The organism is Pseudomonas sp. AC463 (genome assembly GCF_979253585.1).
Genome location: NZ_CEEDDZ010000023.1, coordinates 1 through 16447, shown reverse-complemented (window position 1 = coordinate 16447; position 16447 = coordinate 1). Strand labels below are relative to the sequence as shown.

General features: G+C 61.9%; 15 protein-coding genes. 11 read left to right on the top strand and 4 right to left on the bottom strand.

Features of this window, described 5'->3' with window-relative positions:
• Position 1 precedes the first annotated feature (1 nt).
• Positions 2-1099, top strand: a complete 1098-nt coding sequence (locus tag AC0IYH_RS24425) for a DNA alkylation repair protein (protein ID WP_471836604.1) — start codon at positions 2-4, stop codon at positions 1097-1099.
• A 43-nt stretch (positions 1100-1142) separates the two neighbouring features.
• Here the strand turns inward: AC0IYH_RS24425 and AC0IYH_RS24420 are convergent, their stop codons facing one another.
• A complete protein-coding gene (locus AC0IYH_RS24420) occupies positions 1143-2033 on the bottom strand; it encodes a LysR family transcriptional regulator (RefSeq protein ID WP_471836602.1) in 891 nt (296 codons plus the stop codon).
• A gap of 129 nt (positions 2034-2162) precedes the next feature.
• On the opposite strand from AC0IYH_RS24420, the gene AC0IYH_RS24415 reads away from it, so the two are divergent.
• From AC0IYH_RS24415 to AC0IYH_RS24390, 6 genes are all read left to right on the top strand, one after another.
• Positions 2163-3809: a GMC family oxidoreductase gene (locus AC0IYH_RS24415; protein ID WP_471836600.1), complete on the top strand. Its 1647-nt coding sequence runs from the start codon at positions 2163-2165 to the stop codon at positions 3807-3809.
• A gap of 65 nt (positions 3810-3874) precedes the next feature.
• Positions 3875-5497 (top strand): MFS transporter, encoded by a 1623-nt coding sequence (locus tag AC0IYH_RS24410; RefSeq protein ID WP_116630028.1) that lies wholly within the window; start codon positions 3875-3877, stop codon positions 5495-5497.
• A 162-nt stretch (positions 5498-5659) separates the two neighbouring features.
• Positions 5660-7609 (top strand): DNA topoisomerase III, encoded by a 1950-nt coding sequence (locus AC0IYH_RS24405; RefSeq protein ID WP_471836685.1) that lies wholly within the window; start codon positions 5660-5662, stop codon positions 7607-7609.
• Between the two features lie 132 nt (positions 7610-7741).
• On the top strand, positions 7742-8182 hold the full coding sequence (locus tag AC0IYH_RS24400) for a CBS domain-containing protein (protein ID WP_116630027.1): 441 nt from the start codon (positions 7742-7744) through the stop codon (positions 8180-8182).
• A gap of 8 nt (positions 8183-8190) precedes the next feature.
• Positions 8191-9036 (top strand): NAD-dependent protein deacetylase, encoded by an 846-nt coding sequence (locus AC0IYH_RS24395; RefSeq protein WP_471836598.1) that lies wholly within the window; start codon positions 8191-8193, stop codon positions 9034-9036.
• 485 nt (positions 9037-9521) lie between these two features.
• Positions 9522-9851 carry a hypothetical protein gene (locus AC0IYH_RS24390; protein ID WP_116630025.1) on the top strand — a complete coding sequence of 110 codons (330 nt, stop codon included), beginning with the start codon at positions 9522-9524 and terminating at the stop codon, positions 9849-9851.
• Positions 9852-9922: 71 nt separating this feature from the next.
• Here the strand turns inward: AC0IYH_RS24390 and AC0IYH_RS24385 are convergent, their stop codons facing one another.
• Positions 9923-10828: a LysR family transcriptional regulator gene (locus AC0IYH_RS24385; RefSeq protein ID WP_116630024.1), complete on the bottom strand. Its 906-nt coding sequence runs from the start codon at positions 10826-10828 to the stop codon at positions 9923-9925.
• A gap of 133 nt (positions 10829-10961) precedes the next feature.
• Between AC0IYH_RS24385 and AC0IYH_RS24380 the strand changes: the two genes are divergently transcribed.
• From AC0IYH_RS24380 to AC0IYH_RS24370, 3 genes are read left to right on the top strand one after another with little or no spacing between them, the layout of a single operon-like run.
• On the top strand, positions 10962-11660 hold the full coding sequence (locus AC0IYH_RS24380) for a CoA transferase subunit A (RefSeq protein WP_032886653.1): 699 nt from the start codon (positions 10962-10964) through the stop codon (positions 11658-11660).
• A 31-nt stretch (positions 11661-11691) separates the two neighbouring features.
• Entirely contained in the window at positions 11692-12351 is a 660-nt protein-coding gene (locus AC0IYH_RS24375) for a CoA transferase subunit B (protein WP_116630023.1), read from the top strand.
• Between the two features lie 11 nt (positions 12352-12362).
• Positions 12363-13544, top strand: coding sequence for an acetyl-CoA C-acetyltransferase (locus AC0IYH_RS24370; protein WP_122773762.1), 1182 nt, complete (start codon positions 12363-12365; stop codon positions 13542-13544).
• Between the two features lie 127 nt (positions 13545-13671).
• Here AC0IYH_RS24370 and AC0IYH_RS24365 read toward each other — a convergent pair whose 3' ends face one another.
• Entirely contained in the window at positions 13672-14088 is a 417-nt protein-coding gene (locus tag AC0IYH_RS24365) for a PaaI family thioesterase (protein WP_116630021.1), read from the bottom strand.
• 155 nt (positions 14089-14243) lie between these two features.
• Here AC0IYH_RS24365 and AC0IYH_RS24360 point away from each other — a divergent pair, with 155 nt between their 5' ends.
• The gene (locus AC0IYH_RS24360; RefSeq protein WP_471836595.1) at positions 14244-15029 is read left to right on the top strand and encodes a DUF4349 domain-containing protein; all 786 of its coding nucleotides are present in this window, start codon (positions 14244-14246) and stop codon (positions 15027-15029) included.
• Here the strand turns inward: AC0IYH_RS24360 and AC0IYH_RS24355 are convergent, their stop codons facing one another.
• Positions 15030-16115, bottom strand: coding sequence for a DUF1615 domain-containing protein (locus AC0IYH_RS24355; RefSeq protein ID WP_471836593.1), 1086 nt, complete (start codon positions 16113-16115; stop codon positions 15030-15032).
• Between the last annotated feature and the right edge of the window lie 332 nt (positions 16116-16447).

Here is a 16447-nt window from a genome sequence, read left to right as displayed (position 1 = left end):
GATGACCGATCAAAGCGCGCCGGCCCTCAAGGAAATCTTCAACGTCGAACGCCTGCAACACATCGCCCGCGAAATGAGCGCGGTGTACCCGGCATTCGACGCCAAGGGCTTCCTCAAGCACGCCAAGGCGGGGCTGGCCGAATTGTCGGTGATGCAGCGTATGGCGCGGGTCAGCGAGAGCCTGCACGCGGTGATCGCGCTGGACTACCCGCAAACGCTCAAGCTGCTGTATGCCCTGGCGCCCCGCCTGAACAGCGGGTTTGTCAGCCTGTTTTTGCCGCACTACGTGGCCAGTTACGGCCGCGATGACTTCAAGCGCTCCATGGCCGCGCTGGAATATTTCACCACCTTTGGTTCTGCCGAGTTCGCCATCCGCCACTTCCTGCTGCACGACTTCCAGCGCACGCTGGCGGTGATGCACACGTGGTCGCTGGACGCCAACGAACACGTACGCCGCCTCGCCAGCGAAGGCTCGCGGCCGCGCCTGCCGTGGTCATTTCGCCTGGCCGAGGTGCAAGCCAACCCCGAGCTGTGCGCCACGATCCTCGACAACCTCAAGGCCGACAGCAGCCTGTATGTGCGCAAGTCGGTGGCCAACCACCTCAACGACATCACCAAGGACCACCCCGACTGGGTGCTCAGCCTGATCGAAGGCTGGAACCTGGAGAACCCCCACACTGCCTGGATCGCCCGCCACGCGCTGCGCAGCCTGATCAAGCAAGGCAACACCCGCGCGCTGACGATCATGGGCGCGGGCGCCAAGGCCGAAGTGAAGCTTCACAACCTCAGCGTCACACCGGCGGTGATCAACCTGGGCGAGCGCATCAACCTCTCATTCAACCTGGAATCCACCGCCGACACCGCGCAAAAACTGGTGGTGGATTACGCCATCGACTACGTCAAAAGCGCCGGCCACAGCGCGGCCAAGGTGTTCAAGCTCAAGGCGTTTACCCTGGGTGCCGGCGAGGTGCAGAGCATCAGCCGCGAGCAGCATATTCGCGAGTTGACTACGCGCAGGCACTATCCGGGCAGCCATTGGGTGCATGTGATGGTGAATGGGGAGCGGTTGGGCAGTGCTGAATTCGAATTGCGCGACTGACTTCGATTCCAGCATCAACATAAATCCAATGTGGGTTCTTCAGTCAAGGTTCGTTGAGCAACAACCCCTGCTCCCGCGCGCACAACTCCACCACGTAATCCCACAACACCCGCAGCCGCACCGACTTGTGCAACTCCCGGCGCGAGCTGATCCAGTAACTACGCTGTATCCCCTCGCCCGGCAGCAACGGCACCAAATCCGGATCGCCCGACGCCATAAAGCACGGCAACACCGCAATCCCCAGCCCCGAGCGCGCGGCCTGGTGCTGGGCGATCACGCTGGTGCTGTGGAACACAACCTTGGGGTTGCGGCAGAAGCTGCTGAGGAATTTCAGTTCCTGACTGAACAACAAGTCGTCGACGTAATCGATCCATGAATGCGCGGCAAGATCCTCGCGCTTTTCGATCGGCGGGTAGCGGTCCAGGTAGGCGCGGCTGGCGTAAAGCGCCAGGCGGTAGTCGGTGAGCTTGCGGGTGACCAGTTGATCGACGCTGGGGCGCTCGAGGTGGATGCTGATTTCCGCCTCGCGGTTGAGGATGCTGACAAAACGCGGCACCGCCACCAGCTCCACCTCCAGCCCCGGGTAGCGATCGAACAGCCCACCCATGCGGCTGGCGAGGAACATCACCCCCAGGCCCTCGGCCACGCCCAGGCGGATCTTGCCCAGGGGCGCGGCGGAATGGGTCAGTTCGTCTTCGGCCAGCAGCGCGACGTTTTCCATGGCTTCGGCATGTTTGAGCAGCGCTTCGCCGGACGGGGTCAGTTCGTAGCCCTGGGCATGCTGCACAAACAGCGCGGTGCCGAGGCTTTTCTCGATGGCCTCGATGTGGCGCGCCACGGTGGCGTGGGTGGTTTTCAGGCGTTGCGCGGCGGTGAGCAGACGGCCGCTGCGCTGCAACTCGAGAAAAAACCGCAGGTCATTCCAGTCGAACATGTCGCCTCCATCCTGTGAGCCGGGACAGCGCTGTTTAAAAACGCACAGCAGCTGGGTAAAAACTAACATTTTTAAGACGAAAACTAACAACTAGGATGGAGCCAATAAGAAAAACAAGCGAGGCCTCAGATGCCCATTGCAACTGCTGAATTCGATTACGTGGTAGTAGGCGCCGGCCCCGCAGGCTGCCTGCTGGCCAATCGATTGTCCGCCAACCCCGCGCACCGCGTGCTCCTGCTGGAAGCCGGTGGCCGCGACAACTACCCCTGGATCCATATCCCCGTCGGCTACCTGTTCTGCATCGGTAACCCGCGCACCGACTGGTGCTTCAAGACCGAAGCCCAGGAAGGCCTGCAAGGCCGTGCGCTGAGTTACCCACGCGGCAAGGTGCTTGGCGGCTGCTCGTCCATCAACGGCATGATCTACATGCGCGGCCAGGCTCAGGATTACGAAGGCTGGGCCGCTGCGGGCAATCCGGGCTGGGCCTGGAAAGACGTGCTGCCGCTGTTCAAGCAGAGCGAAAACCACTTTGCCGGCGGCTCGGAGTTCCACAGCAATGGCGGCGAATGGCGGGTCGAGCAGCAGCGCTTGTCATGGCCGATCCTGGATGCGTTCCGCGCGGCGGCGGCGCAAAGCGGCATCGCCAATATCAGCGACTTCAACCAGGGCGATAACGAAGGCTGCGGCTATTTCCAGGTCAACCAGAAAGCCGGCGTGCGCTGGAATGCGGCCAAGGCGTTTCTCAAACCGATCCGCCAGCGGCCCAACCTCACGGTGCTGACCGAGGTGGAAGTGGACCGCGTGGTGCTGGAGAACGGCCGCGCCTCAGCCGTCGTCGGGCGGCAACATGGCCAGCAGCTCAGCTGGAAGGCACGCAAGGAAATCGTGTTGTGCGCAGGCTCCGTGGGTTCGCCGGGGATCCTGCAGCGCTCGGGGATCGGCCCGTCGAACGTGCTCAAGCCGCTGGGCATCGACGTATTGCACGAGCTACCTGGCGTAGGCGGCAACTTGCAGGACCACCTGCAACTGCGGCTGATCTACAAACTGGAAAAAGCCCGCACCCTCAACCAGATCGCCGGCACCGTGTGGGGCAAGATGGGCATGGGCCTGCGCTACCTGTACGACCGCAGCGGCCCGCTGTCGATGGCGCCCAGCCAGCTCGGCGCGTTTGCCCGCTCCGGCCCGGAACAGACCTCGGCCAACCTTGAATACCATGTGCAACCGCTGTCCCTGGAGCGCTTCGGCGAGCCGCTGCACGCCTTCCCGGCATTTACCGCGTCGGTCTGCGACCTGCGCCCGCAAAGCCGTGGCCGCATTGATATCCGCTCGGCCAACCCGGCGGATGCGCCGCTGATTCGCCCCAACTACTTGAGCCATCCGGAAGACCTGCGGGTGGCCGCCGATGCGATCCGCCTGACTCGACGGATCGTCGCCGCGCCGGCCCTGAGCCAGTTCAAGCCGGTGGAGTACCTGCCCGGCGACTCGCTGCAAACCGAGGAAGAATTGCACGAAGCGGCCGCCCGCATCGGCACCACGATTTTCCATCCGGTGGGCACCTGCCGCATGGGCAGCGACAAGGACGCCGTGGTCGACGCACAACTGCGCGTGCATGGCGTGCCGGGTTTGCGCATCGCCGATGCCTCGATCATGCCGCGCATCACCTCCGGCAACACCTGTTCACCGACGCTGATGATTGCCGAAAAGGCCGCGCAGCTGATCCTTTCGCCGACTACAAGGAGCCTCGCCCCGGAGAAAGAACTGGTTCATGCAATCTGAATAGCGGCGCCGCACCTGGCGCCGACAGTGGAACAACAATAAATAATCACTGTGAGGGCTACCCGATGTCAGAACATGCTCAACCCCTGGGCTCGACAATAGACGCGAGCACCGGCAACGATTCAAAAAAGGTCATCTTCGCCTCGTCCCTCGGGACGGTGTTCGAGTGGTATGACTTTTTCCTCTACGGCGCCCTGGCGGCGGTGATCAGCAAGCAGTTCTTTGCCGGGGTCAACGACACCACCGCGTTTATCTTCGCCCTGATGGCCTTTGCCGCCGGCTTTGTGGTGCGCCCGTTCGGCGCGCTGGTGTTCGGCCGCCTGGGCGACATGATCGGGCGCAAATACACCTTCCTCGTCACCATCATCCTGATGGGCGTGGCGACCTTCTGTGTCGGGCTGTTGCCGACCTACGCGAGCATCGGCATCGCAGCGCCGATCATCCTGATTGTGCTGCGCATGCTCCAGGGTCTGGCACTGGGCGGCGAGTACGGCGGCGCGGCGACTTATGTAGCCGAGCATGCGCCGGCCGGCAAACGCGGCTTCCACACCAGCTGGATTCAATCTACCGCCACCATCGGCCTGCTGCTGTCACTGCTGGTGGTGCTGGCTTGCCGGTATTTCACCGGCGACCAGTTTGAAGTCTGGGGCTGGCGCATTCCGTTCCTGTTCTCGATTGTGCTGCTGGGTATTTCCACCTGGATCCGCATGAGCCTGCATGAGTCGCCGGCCTTCCTGAAAATGAAAGAAGAAGGCAAGGCCAGCAAGGCGCCGATCAGCGAGTCGTTCGGCAACTGGGACAACCTCAAGGTGGTGCTGATCGCGCTGTTCAGCATCAACGGCGGCCAGGCGGTGACCTTCTACGCGGCGCAGTTCTATGTGCTGTTCTTCCTCACCCAGTTCCTGAAAATGGACCCGGCCCTGGCCAACATGCTGCTGATCATCAGCGTGGTGATTGGCGCGCCGTTCTTTATCTTCTTTGGCTGGCTGTCGGACAAGGTCGGGCGCAAGCCGGTGCTGATGCTCGGGCTGTTGCTGGCGACCGTGCTGTACTTCCCGATCTTCAAGAGCCTGGCGCACTACACCAACCCGGCGATGGACCAGGCCAGCCGACAGGCGCCGATCACCGTACTGGCCGACCCGGCCACCTGTACCTTCCAGTTCGACCCGGTGGGCAAGGCGAAATTTGACAGCCCGTGCGACAAGGTCAAGACCTTCCTGGTCAAGCAAGGCCTGCCCTACAGCAGCGCCGCCGCCCCGGCGGGCAGCCCGGTGCAGGTGAGCGTCGGCGAAGTGCGCATCGACGGCTTCGACGAAAAAGCCCTGCGCGGCGCCGTGACCCTGGCCGGTTACCCGAGCTCGGCGGACGTGGCCCAGGTCAACAAAACCATGGTGGTGGCGTTGATTGTCGCGCTGATCCTGATCGCGGCCATGTGCTACGGCCCGCTCGCGGCGCTGATGGTGGAGCTGTTCCCGACGCGCATCCGCTACACCTCGATGTCCCTGCCCTACCACATCGGTAACGGCTGGTTTGGCGGGTTCCTGCCAACGGTGTCGTTCGCGCTGGTGGTGTACACCGGCGATATCTTCTACGGCCTGTGGTACCCGGTGGTGGTGACGGGGGTGAGCCTGATTGTGGGGATGGTATGCCTCAAAGAAACGCGGCATGTGGATATTGATAACAACTGATCTTCGCAATGCAGAAGATCTCCTGTGGGAGGGGGCTTGCCCCCTCCCACATTTGCTTTGAGAGACTCACACAATTTGCTGTACATCCATACAGATAATGGTTGCTCAAATCCCTTCGACTAAGCATCCTGCATGGCATCCACCCAATCTGATGTGATGACCATGCGGCTGTACCTCTGTGAAAAACCCTCCCAGGCCAAGGACATTGCGGCCGTACTCGGCGCCAGCCGGCGCGGTGACGGGTGCTGGCTGGGCAACGGGGTCACAGTCACCTGGTGCATCGGCCACCTGCTGGAAACCGCCCCGCCGGATGCCTACGACGCCAAGTACAAACGCTGGGTGCTGGCCGACCTGCCGATTGTCCCGGACAAATGGAAAATGCGCGTCAAGCCCAAGACCGCCAGCCAGTTCAAGGCGGTCAAGCGCCTGCTGGGGGAAGCGCAGGAACTGGTGATCGCCACCGACGCCGACCGTGAGGGCGAAATGATCGCCCGCGAGTTGGTGGAGCATTGCCGCTATCGCGGGCCGATCCAGCGGTTGTGGCTGTCGGCGCTGGATGACGCGTCCATTCGCAAGGCCCTGGCCGCGCTCAAGCCTGGCGCCGAAACCTTCAGCCTGTATCACTCGGCCCTGGGCCGCTCCCGCGCCGACTGGCTGATCGGCATGAACATGAGCCGCCTGTTTACCCTGCTGGGGCGTCAGTCTGGCTACCAAGGCGTGCTGCCGGTGGGCCGCGTGCAAACGCCGACCCTGCGCCTGGTGGTCGACCGCGACCGCAGCATCACCGACTTCGTGCCGGTGGCGTACTGGGCCATCGACGTCGACCTACGCCACGCGGGCCTGACCTTCACCGCCCAATGGCGCGCAGCCGAGGATGCCTGTGACGACCAGGGCCGCTGCCTCAACCCGCAACTGGCCCGAGACGCAGCCGATGCGATGACCCAGGCCGCCAGCGCGCGCCTGGTAAAGCTGCGCACCGAACGCATGCGCGAGGTGGCGCCCCTGCCCTTCGACCTCGGTACCCTGCAGGAGATCTGCTCCAAGAAGCTCGGCCTCGGCGCCCAGGAAACCCTGGATATCGCGCAATCCCTGTATGAAACCCACAAGGCCATCACCTACCCGCGCAGCGACTGCGGCTACCTGCCCGTAAGCCAGCACAGCGAGGCACCGAAGATTCTCGCCGCGCTGGGCCGCGCCGATGCGGCAGTCCATGAGCTGATGCCGCATATCGACCCGCAGCGCCGTTCACGGGCCTGGAACGACGCCAAGGTCAGCGCGCACCACGGCATCATCCCCACCGGCGCGGGCAAGGATGTGAGCCAGCTCACGGGCAAGCACCGCGCGGTCTATACCCTGATTCGCGCACGTTACCTGGCGCAGTTCCTGGCCAACCATGAATACGATCGCACCCAGGCCGATTTCGACTGTGCAGGCCAGGCCTTGCGCGCCGTGGGCAAAGTGGTGATCGAACCGGGCTGGAAACGCGCCTTGCCCGAAGCCCTGGCGCCGGCCAAGGGTCGTGAGGCACCCGTGCCCCAGGCGTTGCCGGCGTTGGTGCAGGGCCAGGACTACGCGGTGGCCAAGGTCAACCTCAAGGACCTATGGACCCAGCCACCCAAGCCGTTTACCGAAGGCGACCTGATCAAGGCGATGAAAAACGTCGCCAAGCTAGTGGAAGACCCGCTGCTCAAGCAAAAGCTCAAGGACACCACGGGTATCGGCACCGAAGCCACCCGCGCGGGGATTATCCAGGGGCTGCTGGACCGGGGTTACCTGGTGAAAAACGGCAAGGCCCTGTCGGCAACGCCGGCGGCGTTCAGCCTGATCGACGCGGTGCCCCGGGCCATCGCCGACCCCGGCACCACCGCAATCTGGGAACAGGCATTGGACATGGTGCAAAGCGGTGAGATGAGCCTGGAAGAATTTGTCGCCAAACAAGCGGCCTGGATGAGCAAGCAAGTCGCCCGCTGCAATGGCATGCGCATGACCATCACCGGTCCTGCCAGCCCGGCAGGCCGAGGCGCCACCCCGTGGAAAAACAAACGCAAGAGCGCTCCGCGCAAGGCCACCGCCGCCCCCAAACGCGCCAAAAAGCCGACGAATACCGGGTAAACGTCGAAAAAATCCGGCGAATGACGTTTTTCGACGAGTTTAACGCCGCTTTGGACCTTGCCCCGCCGTGGCCCGTCTAGGATTCTGTAGGGGACTCGCTGACTTCCTAACAACAACACCGGAGTGGCCGCCATGAAAACCGTCGCACAAGTGCTCAAAGCCAAGGACCAGAAAAACCAGGACGTGCACACCATCCAATGGGACCACACCGTATTTGAAGCGCTGGTCCGGATGTCGGAGAAAAACGTCGGGGCCTTGCCGGTCGTCAAGGAAGGCGTGGTGGTAGGGATCATCAGCGAACGGGATTACGCGCGTAAACTCATCCTCAAGGGGCTATCGTCGGTCACTACGCGGGTGGACGACGTGATGAGCTCCCCTGTGATCACCGTCGATACCCATAAAAGTGTCGAAGAGTGCATGAACATCATGACCGACAGTCACCTGCGCCACTTGCCCGTGGTCGAAGACGGCAAACTGTTGGGCCTGCTCTCCATCGGTGACCTGGTGAAAGAAGCCATTGCCGAACAGGCAGACCTGATCAAGCAACTGGAGCAGTACATCCGCGGAGAATAGGCGAACCAATGCTCGACACGCTGGAACATCAAGAGGACTACCTCGACACCCTGCAACGGGCCATGGCTGGACGACGCTTAGTAGTGTTGACGGGGGCCGGCATCAGCACGTCGTCGGGTATTCCGGATTACCGTGACAGCGAAGGCGTGCGCCGGGGCAAGGCGCCGATGATGTACCAGGAGTTCCTGGCCACCCCGCAGGCGCGGCGCCGCTACTGGGCCCGCGCCATGCTGGGTTGGCCACGGGTGCACATCGCCCAGCCCAACAAGGCGCATCTGGCGCTGGCGACCTTGCAGCAGCGCGGGCGTATCAGCGGGTTGATCACACAAAACGTCGACACACTGCATGATCAGGCCGGCAGCCATGATGTGATCGAACTGCACGGCAGCCTGCATCGGGTGCTGTGCCTGGATTGCCACCTGCGCAGTGCGCGGGATGTGATTCAGCGCCAGATGAAAATCGATAACCCGTACCTGGCGCAGGTTCACGCGGTGCAGGCGCCCGATGGCGATACCCTGCTAGACCCGACCTTTGAAGAACACTTCCAGGTCCCCCGCTGCCCCCATTGCGGTGGCGAGCGGCTGAAACCGGACGTGGTGTTCTTTGGCGAGAACGTGGCTCCACCAACAGCCGCCAGGGCGATGGCCGCAGTGGAACATGCCGACGGCTTACTGGTAGTCGGCTCGTCGCTGATGGCCTATTCAGCGTTTCGCTTGTGCAAGGCCATGGTCGAACAGGGCAAGCCGGTGATTGCCATCAACCTGGGCAAGACCCGTGGGGACGAGCTACTACAGGTGAAGATCGAGGCGTCATGCGAGACGTTGTTGCCGCTGCTGGTCGAACGCTTGGGCTGAGGCACACAGGCATATTTCAACTCGAACCAAACCTCCAGAAAATGACGCCCAAGTCACGTTTTCCCGCATTCTCCCGTCCCCACAACAATTTATGTAGTGCACAAAAATAATCACTACATAACCGTTGACGTATCCTTTTTGTCCTTGCATTATCGAGACGTCTCCCGGATCGGGAGCGTTGGTAACACGCGTTTTGAACAAGCTCGTCTGACCGCCGAGCTGTTTTTCCGGATGTGCACTGCCCACAAGGCAGATTGATGAAGCTGACCTGCCCCGAAAGGGCTGGGTACAAGAAGCTCAAATGCTGCTTGTCTTCGTTATGAAACCATTGCGTAGCAGTTCATCAGCAAGACTACATGCATCAGGTTCAAGACCCTGCCCGTATTCGGCAGACCGTTACTGACGCCCGGTTTTCGGAACCGGAGAGAACTAAGCAGTTTTAACGAATCAACTGATAGATCGCCAACTGGTCAAGGGGCTTACACATGAATCTGAACAACCAACCAACTATCGATGAATTGGCTGAGATGTTCGCAGCGCAGAAAGACACACTCGACGACCATATCCTGTGGATTGGTAAATCGGGCGAAGTGAACATTGACTGCCTGGCGCCCCACGCCGAAGAAGCCGAGTTTGACCGCAACCACCGAGAACTGGCGGCGCGCCTGAAGATGTACCGCCGTGGCCAGGGTTATGTCGGCAAGAAGGCTGCGGCCGATCGCAACTTTATCGAGCAGGTCTTTCATACACTTAATAGCGAATGGCAGAACCTCAAAGGCCAATCGAACGTTAAAGTGATTGATAAATACTGCTGATCTCACAGCCTTAAACATTTAAGCCCGCTCGTTTATTCGAGCGGGCTTTTTACTATTCAATGTTCCCCAACTTATAACAACGCGGGAAACCGCCCCTTCGCCGCTTCATCGCGAAAGATATCAAACAGCACTTGTGCCGCCGCCGAGAGTTCATGCCCGGGTTTGGTCAGCACACCAATCGGCCGCTCGATCACCGGGTCGCAGAGGGTGATGCAATGCGCGCCCGCCTCCTCCATCTGCCGCGCACACAACGCGGGCACGGCGCTCACGCCGAGGCCATTGGCAACCATCTTGCCCACCGTAGCCAGTTGATGGCTTTCCAGGGCCACGGGCAGCTTCATCTGCAGCGCGCCCAGGTGTTCTTCCAGCATCACGCGCACCGTGGACGGCCGCTGCAAAGTAATGAACGGGTGCTGCAACAGGGTTTTCCAGTCGACCTCGTCCATCTGCGCCAACGGTGAATCCCCGGGCACCACGGCTATAAAGCGGTCCAGGTACAACGGCGTGAAGGCCAGGGACGAACCCTCGGCGGGCTCGAAGGCCACGCCCAACTCCACCTGCCGGTCGCGCACCATCTCCAGCACCTGCTCATTGATCAGGTCATGCACCGTGACATTCACCTGCGGGTAACGCGCGCGGAATATCTTCAGGATCGGCGGCAGCAGGTTGCCCGCGAATGAGGGCATTGCGGCGACTGTTACGCGCCCGCGCTGCAAGGTGAAACGCTGGCGCAGTTCATCCTCGGCGTTGTCCCAGTCCGCGATCAACCGGCGGGCCAGCGGCAGCAGGGATTCACCCTCAGGGGTCAACGCAACGTTGCGTGTATTGCGGCTGAACAAGCGGCCTCCCAAGCCCTCCTCCAGGCCCTTGATGGTCAGGCTCAGTGCCGATTGGGAAAGGTGCAGGCGCTCGCAGGCCGCAGCGAAACTCAGGCTCTGGGCCACGGCGAGAAACGCACGCATCTGTTTGACGGTCATGAGGCTGCTCCGGGCGATGGTTCGACTATGCTGTTTTCTAAATCAATCGACCATAAAAAACAACTTAACAAATCAATCCGTCGGCGCAACACTCAAGTCATTGGCTGGCCCACAAACAATAATAGAGGTGCATATGGCAGGTTTCGATAAACGCGTGGCGTCCTACGAGGAAGCACTGGCAGGCCTGGAAGACGGCATGACCGTACTCTCCGGCGGTTTTGGCCTGTGCGGCATTCCGGAAAACCTCATCAATGAGATCAAGCGCAAAGGCACCCGCGACCTCACCGTGGTTTCCAACAACTGCGGCGTCGACGGTTTCGGCCTGGGCGTGCTGCTGGAAGAAAAGCAGATCAGCAAAGTGATCGCCTCCTACGTAGGTGAAAACGCGCTGTTCGAGAAGCAATTGCTCAGCGGCGAAATCGAAGTGGTGCTGACCCCCCAAGGCACCCTGGCGGAAAAAATGCGCGCAGGCGGCGCCGGCATTCCGGCCTTCTTCACCGCCACCGGTGTCGGCACCCCGGTCGCCGAAGGCAAGGAAACCCGTGAATTCAACGGCCGCCCGTACCTGATGGAAGAATCCATCACCGGCGACTTCGCCATCGTCAAAGGCTGGAAAGCCGACCACTTCGGCAACGTCATCTATCGCCACACCGCCCAGAACTTCAACCCGCTGGCTGCCACCGCCGGCAAGATCACCGTGGTCGAAGTCGAGGAAATCGTCGAACCGGGCGAGCTGGACCCGGCGCAGATCCACACCCCTGGCATCTACGTCGACCGGATCATCTGCGGCACCTTCGAGAAGCGCATCGAACAGCGCACCGTCCGCAAATAATCCACGTCCAGAACAATAAGAGGAAATAACCATGGCGCTTACCCGCGAACAAATGGCTCAACGCGTCGCCCGCGAAATGCAGGACGGCTTCTACGTGAACCTCGGCATCGGCATCCCGACCCTGGTGGCCAACTACATCCCCGAAGGCATGGAAGTGATGCTGCAATCGGAAAACGGCCTGCTGGGCATGGGGCCGTTTCCTACCGAAGAAACCATCGATGCCGACATGATCAACGCCGGCAAGCAAACCGTGACCGCACGTGTCGGCGCCTCGATCTTTTCCTCCGCCGAGTCCTTCGCGATGATTCGCGGCGGCCACGTCGACCTCACCGTGCTCGGCGCGTTTGAAGTCGACGTACAAGGCAACATCGCTTCGTGGATGATCCCCGGCAAGCTGGTCAAGGGCATGGGCGGCGCCATGGACCTGGTGGCCGGTGCGGAAAACATCATCGTGATCATGACCCACGCGTCCAAGGACGGTGAGTCAAAACTGCTCAGCCAATGCAGCCTGCCGCTGACCGGCGCCAACTGCATCAAGCGTGTGTTGACCGACCTGGCTTACCTCGAAATCGAAAATGGCGCTTTTGTCCTCAAGGAACGCGCACCTGGCGTCAGTGTTGAAGAGATTGTGAGCAAGACCGCCGGTAAACTGATCGTCCCGGACCACGTTCCAGAAATGCACTTCCAGTGAGGACAGATTCCATGCAAGACGTCGTGATTGTTGCTGCCACCCGCACCGCCGTGGGCAGCTTCCAGGGTTCGCTGGCGAACATTCCGGCACCGGAACTGGGCGCCGCCGTGATCCGTCGCCTGCTGGAGCAGACCGGCCTGGACCCGGCCCAGGTGGACGAAGTGATCCTCGGCCAAGTGCTTACCGCAGGCTCAGGCCAGAACCCGGCGCGCCAAGCCTCGATCCTCGCCGGCCTGCCCCACGCCGTGCCGGCCATGACCCTGAACAAGGTCTGCGGCTCGGGCCTCAAGGCCTTGCACCTGGGCGCCCAGGCCATCCGCTGTGGTGATGCCGAAGTGATCATTGCCGGCGGCATGGAAAACATGAGCCTGGCGCCATATGTACTGCCGGCGGCGCGCACCGGTTTGCGCATGGGCCACGCCAAAATGCTCGACAGCATGATTACCGACGGCCTGTGGGATGCGTTTAACGACTACCACATGGGCATCACCGCCGAGAACCTGGTGGACAAGTACGGCATCAGCCGCGAAGCCCAGGACGCGTTCGCCGCGGCCTCGCAGCAAAAAGCCACTGCGGCGATCGAAGCCGGGCGTTTTGTCGATGAGATCACGCCGATCCTGATTCCCCAGCGCAAGGGCGACCCGGTGGCCTTCGCCGTGGACGAGCAACCGCGCGCCGGCACCACCGCCGAGTCCCTGGCCAAGCTCAAGCCTGCGTTCAAGAAAGACGGCAGCGTCACCGCCGGCAACGCTTCCAGCCTCAACGACGGTGCCGCTGCGGTGCTGCTGATGAGCGCCGACAAAGCCAAGGCTCTCGGCCTGCCAGTGCTGGCGCGTATCGCCAGCTACGCGAATGCTGGCGTCGACCCGGCAATCATGGGCATCGGCCCGGTCTCGGCCACCCGTCGCTGCCTGGACAAAGCCGGCTGGAGCCTGGGCGACCTGGACCTGATCGAAGCCAACGAAGCCTTCGCCGCGCAATCCCTGGCGGTGGGCAAAGAGCTGGAGTGGGATGCAGCCAAGGTCAACGTCAACGGCGGCGCCATTGCCATCGGTCACCCGATCGGTGCCTCAGGCTGCCGCGTGCTGGTGACCCTGCTGCACGAAATGATCAAGCGCGACGCCAAGAAAGGTTTGGCGACACTCTGCATCGGCGGCGGCCAAGGCGTAGCCCTGGCCCTCGAACGCAGCTGATTCAAAGAGCAACAGGGAAGAGGCTCGGTTCCACGAAAACCGGGCCTTTTCTTTAGCCAATTCCCCTGAATAAACACCGGCCAAATGTGGGAGGGGGCTTGCCCCCTCCCACATTTGATCCCCATCGTCAGTCAGACCGCGGCACCGCAAACACCGCACTCGCGCGCACCACCACCTTCTCCCCTACCTGCACACTCACCGTGGCAAACGCCATCTGCCGCCCGCGCTTGTGCGTCTCCAACCTCACCACCATCCACTCCCCCACCTGCACTGCGCCCAGGTAGTCCACCGTCATGCTCGCAGTAATCAGCGGCAACGGCGGCTCACTGGAAAACGCCATCGCATAGCCCATGCCGATATCCGCCAGGGTCGCCAGCACGCCGCCATGCACCGTGCCGCGCCCATTGGCGTGGCGATTGTCGGCACGCAGGCCGATCTCCAGTTGCAGGCCTTCACCCCGGCAATACGCCGGGCCCAACAGATCCAGCAGCGGGCTGCTGCGCGGCAACGAGACAAAACCTTCAGGCACGGCGTGAGCGATCATGGCGAGTTCTTCCTTGGAGTCAGGCTTGAGGTGTACGCCAAGGCCCGCGCGGCAGCCATTACCATCAGTGGCGCAAATCCCTCGGGATACTTTGCGTTAATCCGCCAGACCCGCTTTAATCGCGGGCAATTTCTCCTGCACCCCAAGGAACTGCAATGCGCCACCTGGACGGCAAAGCCACAACTTTTCTACTGATCTTGCTGGCTGGCCTGGCCCTCGCCGGCTGCTCGCCCAAGGAGCATTCACGCGCCACCGCGATCAGCGGCGAACAAGGCCGCGCCGGCGCACAGTTGGCCTACGAGCATGAACTGACCCTGGCCCTGCCCGGTGCCCTGCTCGCACCGCGCATGCAGTCCACCCGCGAGGCTTGCGAGTCGGCACGCTTTGGCGCCTGCAATATCCTGGGCATCACCGAAGACGGCAACGGTGGCGCGATCATCCTGCGCATCGCGCCCACCGGCGTGGAGCCCATGGTTGCCATGGCCGCTGAAGGCGGCAAACTCGGCCAGCGCATCACCACCGCTGAAGACCTGGCCGACGCCGTCGCCGATGTACGCCGCCGCCAGGACCGCCTGCAAGCCCAGCAGCAACGTCTCGACGAATTGGCCAAACGCAAGGACATCACCGTCAGCGACCTGATCGCCTTGAGCAAGGAGCAGGCCCGCATCGAAAACGAACTGCAGGAACTCGCCCAGATGGCCGCCGGCCAGCAACGCCGCCTGGATACCAACCGCGTGACCTTGAATTTCCGCGCCTCCGACGGCGCGAACCAGCCGTCGCGCTTCAGCCGGATGTTCAGCAACCTCGGTGACAATTTGGTCGCCGGCACTGCCGACGCACTGGAGCGGGCCAGTTATGTGTTGCCGTTTGTGATCCTGGCGTTCCCGGTGGTGTGGTTGTGGGTGTGGCTGTGGCGCAGGTTTGTAAAACGCCGCACCTGATCAGCGCTTCATACAACGCTGATACCGCTCATCCACGCGTTTGGCAAACCATGCCGTAGTCAGGTTGCGGGTGATCTTCGGGCTCTTGAGCACGATGCCCGGCAGGATCGCCCGTGGCATCGGCTTGCCGGCGGCCTTGTCGGCCAGGGCAAACACGCGTTTGTAGAGGGTGGTGTCCTCAAAGTCCAACTCCTCGCCCTGCTCCAACTGGCTGCGAATGCTGGGGTTGCGCATGTCCAGCTTCGCGCCGAGTGAGCGCACTGCCAGTTCGGTGGTGCCAGGCAGCAATGAACCATAGCGAATCAAATCCCCATCCAGCGCCAGCTCGGTGCCAGAGGCCCGGCTGACGGCGGCCTGGAACGCCGCATTGCGGCTCGCGTACCAACCGGCATTGAAGTCGGCAAAGCGGTACAGCGGCTGGTCATAGTTCACCGGGTAACCGAGCAAATGGGCGATGCCGAAGTACATGCCGCCGCGCCGGGTGAAGACTTCGCGTCGGATCGAGCCATCCACCGTGTAGGGATAACCCCGCGCCTGTTTCTGCGCAAAGTCGATACTCACCTGCATCGGCCCTGCAGTGTGCACCGGGTTGAAGCCGCCAAACAGGGTCTTGCCCAAGGGCACCATGCTGATGAAGTCGTCGAAGATGCCGCTGAGGTCTTTCTCGGTGCGCGCTGCATTCAAGCGATCGGCGTACGTCTTGCCGGTGGGCGAGCTCAGTTGCAGCGCGCTGCGCACCACAAAGGCCGGCACATGCACCTTGGCGGCCCGGCGCAGAATTTCATCCTGAGCGATCTTGCCCATGTTCGGCACCGGCGGGTCGACCTGGTAGGTGGACTCTTGCTCGGTCACCGCCAGCACGGCGCAGATATTCTCGGTGCTGGGGTAGATGTTCTGGGTATCGAAGGCGGTATAGATGTCCTGGGCCCAACCGTTGCGGTCAGCCACCGTCGATGGCAGCAGGCGCACGATCTGCGTCTTCACCTCGGTTTCGCTGCGTTCCGGCTGCTGCGGGCCGCGTGAGGTGGAGCAACCGGCCAGCACCAGCAAGGGGGTGAGGCACAGGATCAGGCGGCTTGAGTACATGAGGGCTTCCTTGGACGACGACGGGCCGGGTAGTGCTGATATCGACAGGTAAGTCTAACCAGGGTTCGCCGAGCCACCGCCATCGCCTTGTTGCTTGGGATTAGGCAGACAAAACTCGTCGAAAAATCTCACCTGGTTACCAGATACGCACTACAGACCCTTCCTGAAAACCTCTGCAAAGTCCTTCGCCTGATCACACAGCGCGAGGGATTGCAGATGGTTTTTCTGGTGGGTGTTTTGCTTGATGGGGCCGGTTCTTGATCGGCGTGACGGGCCAAACCATTGGCTTGCTGGTGCTGGCGGCCATGGATTCGAAGACGCGAGACGTCGAA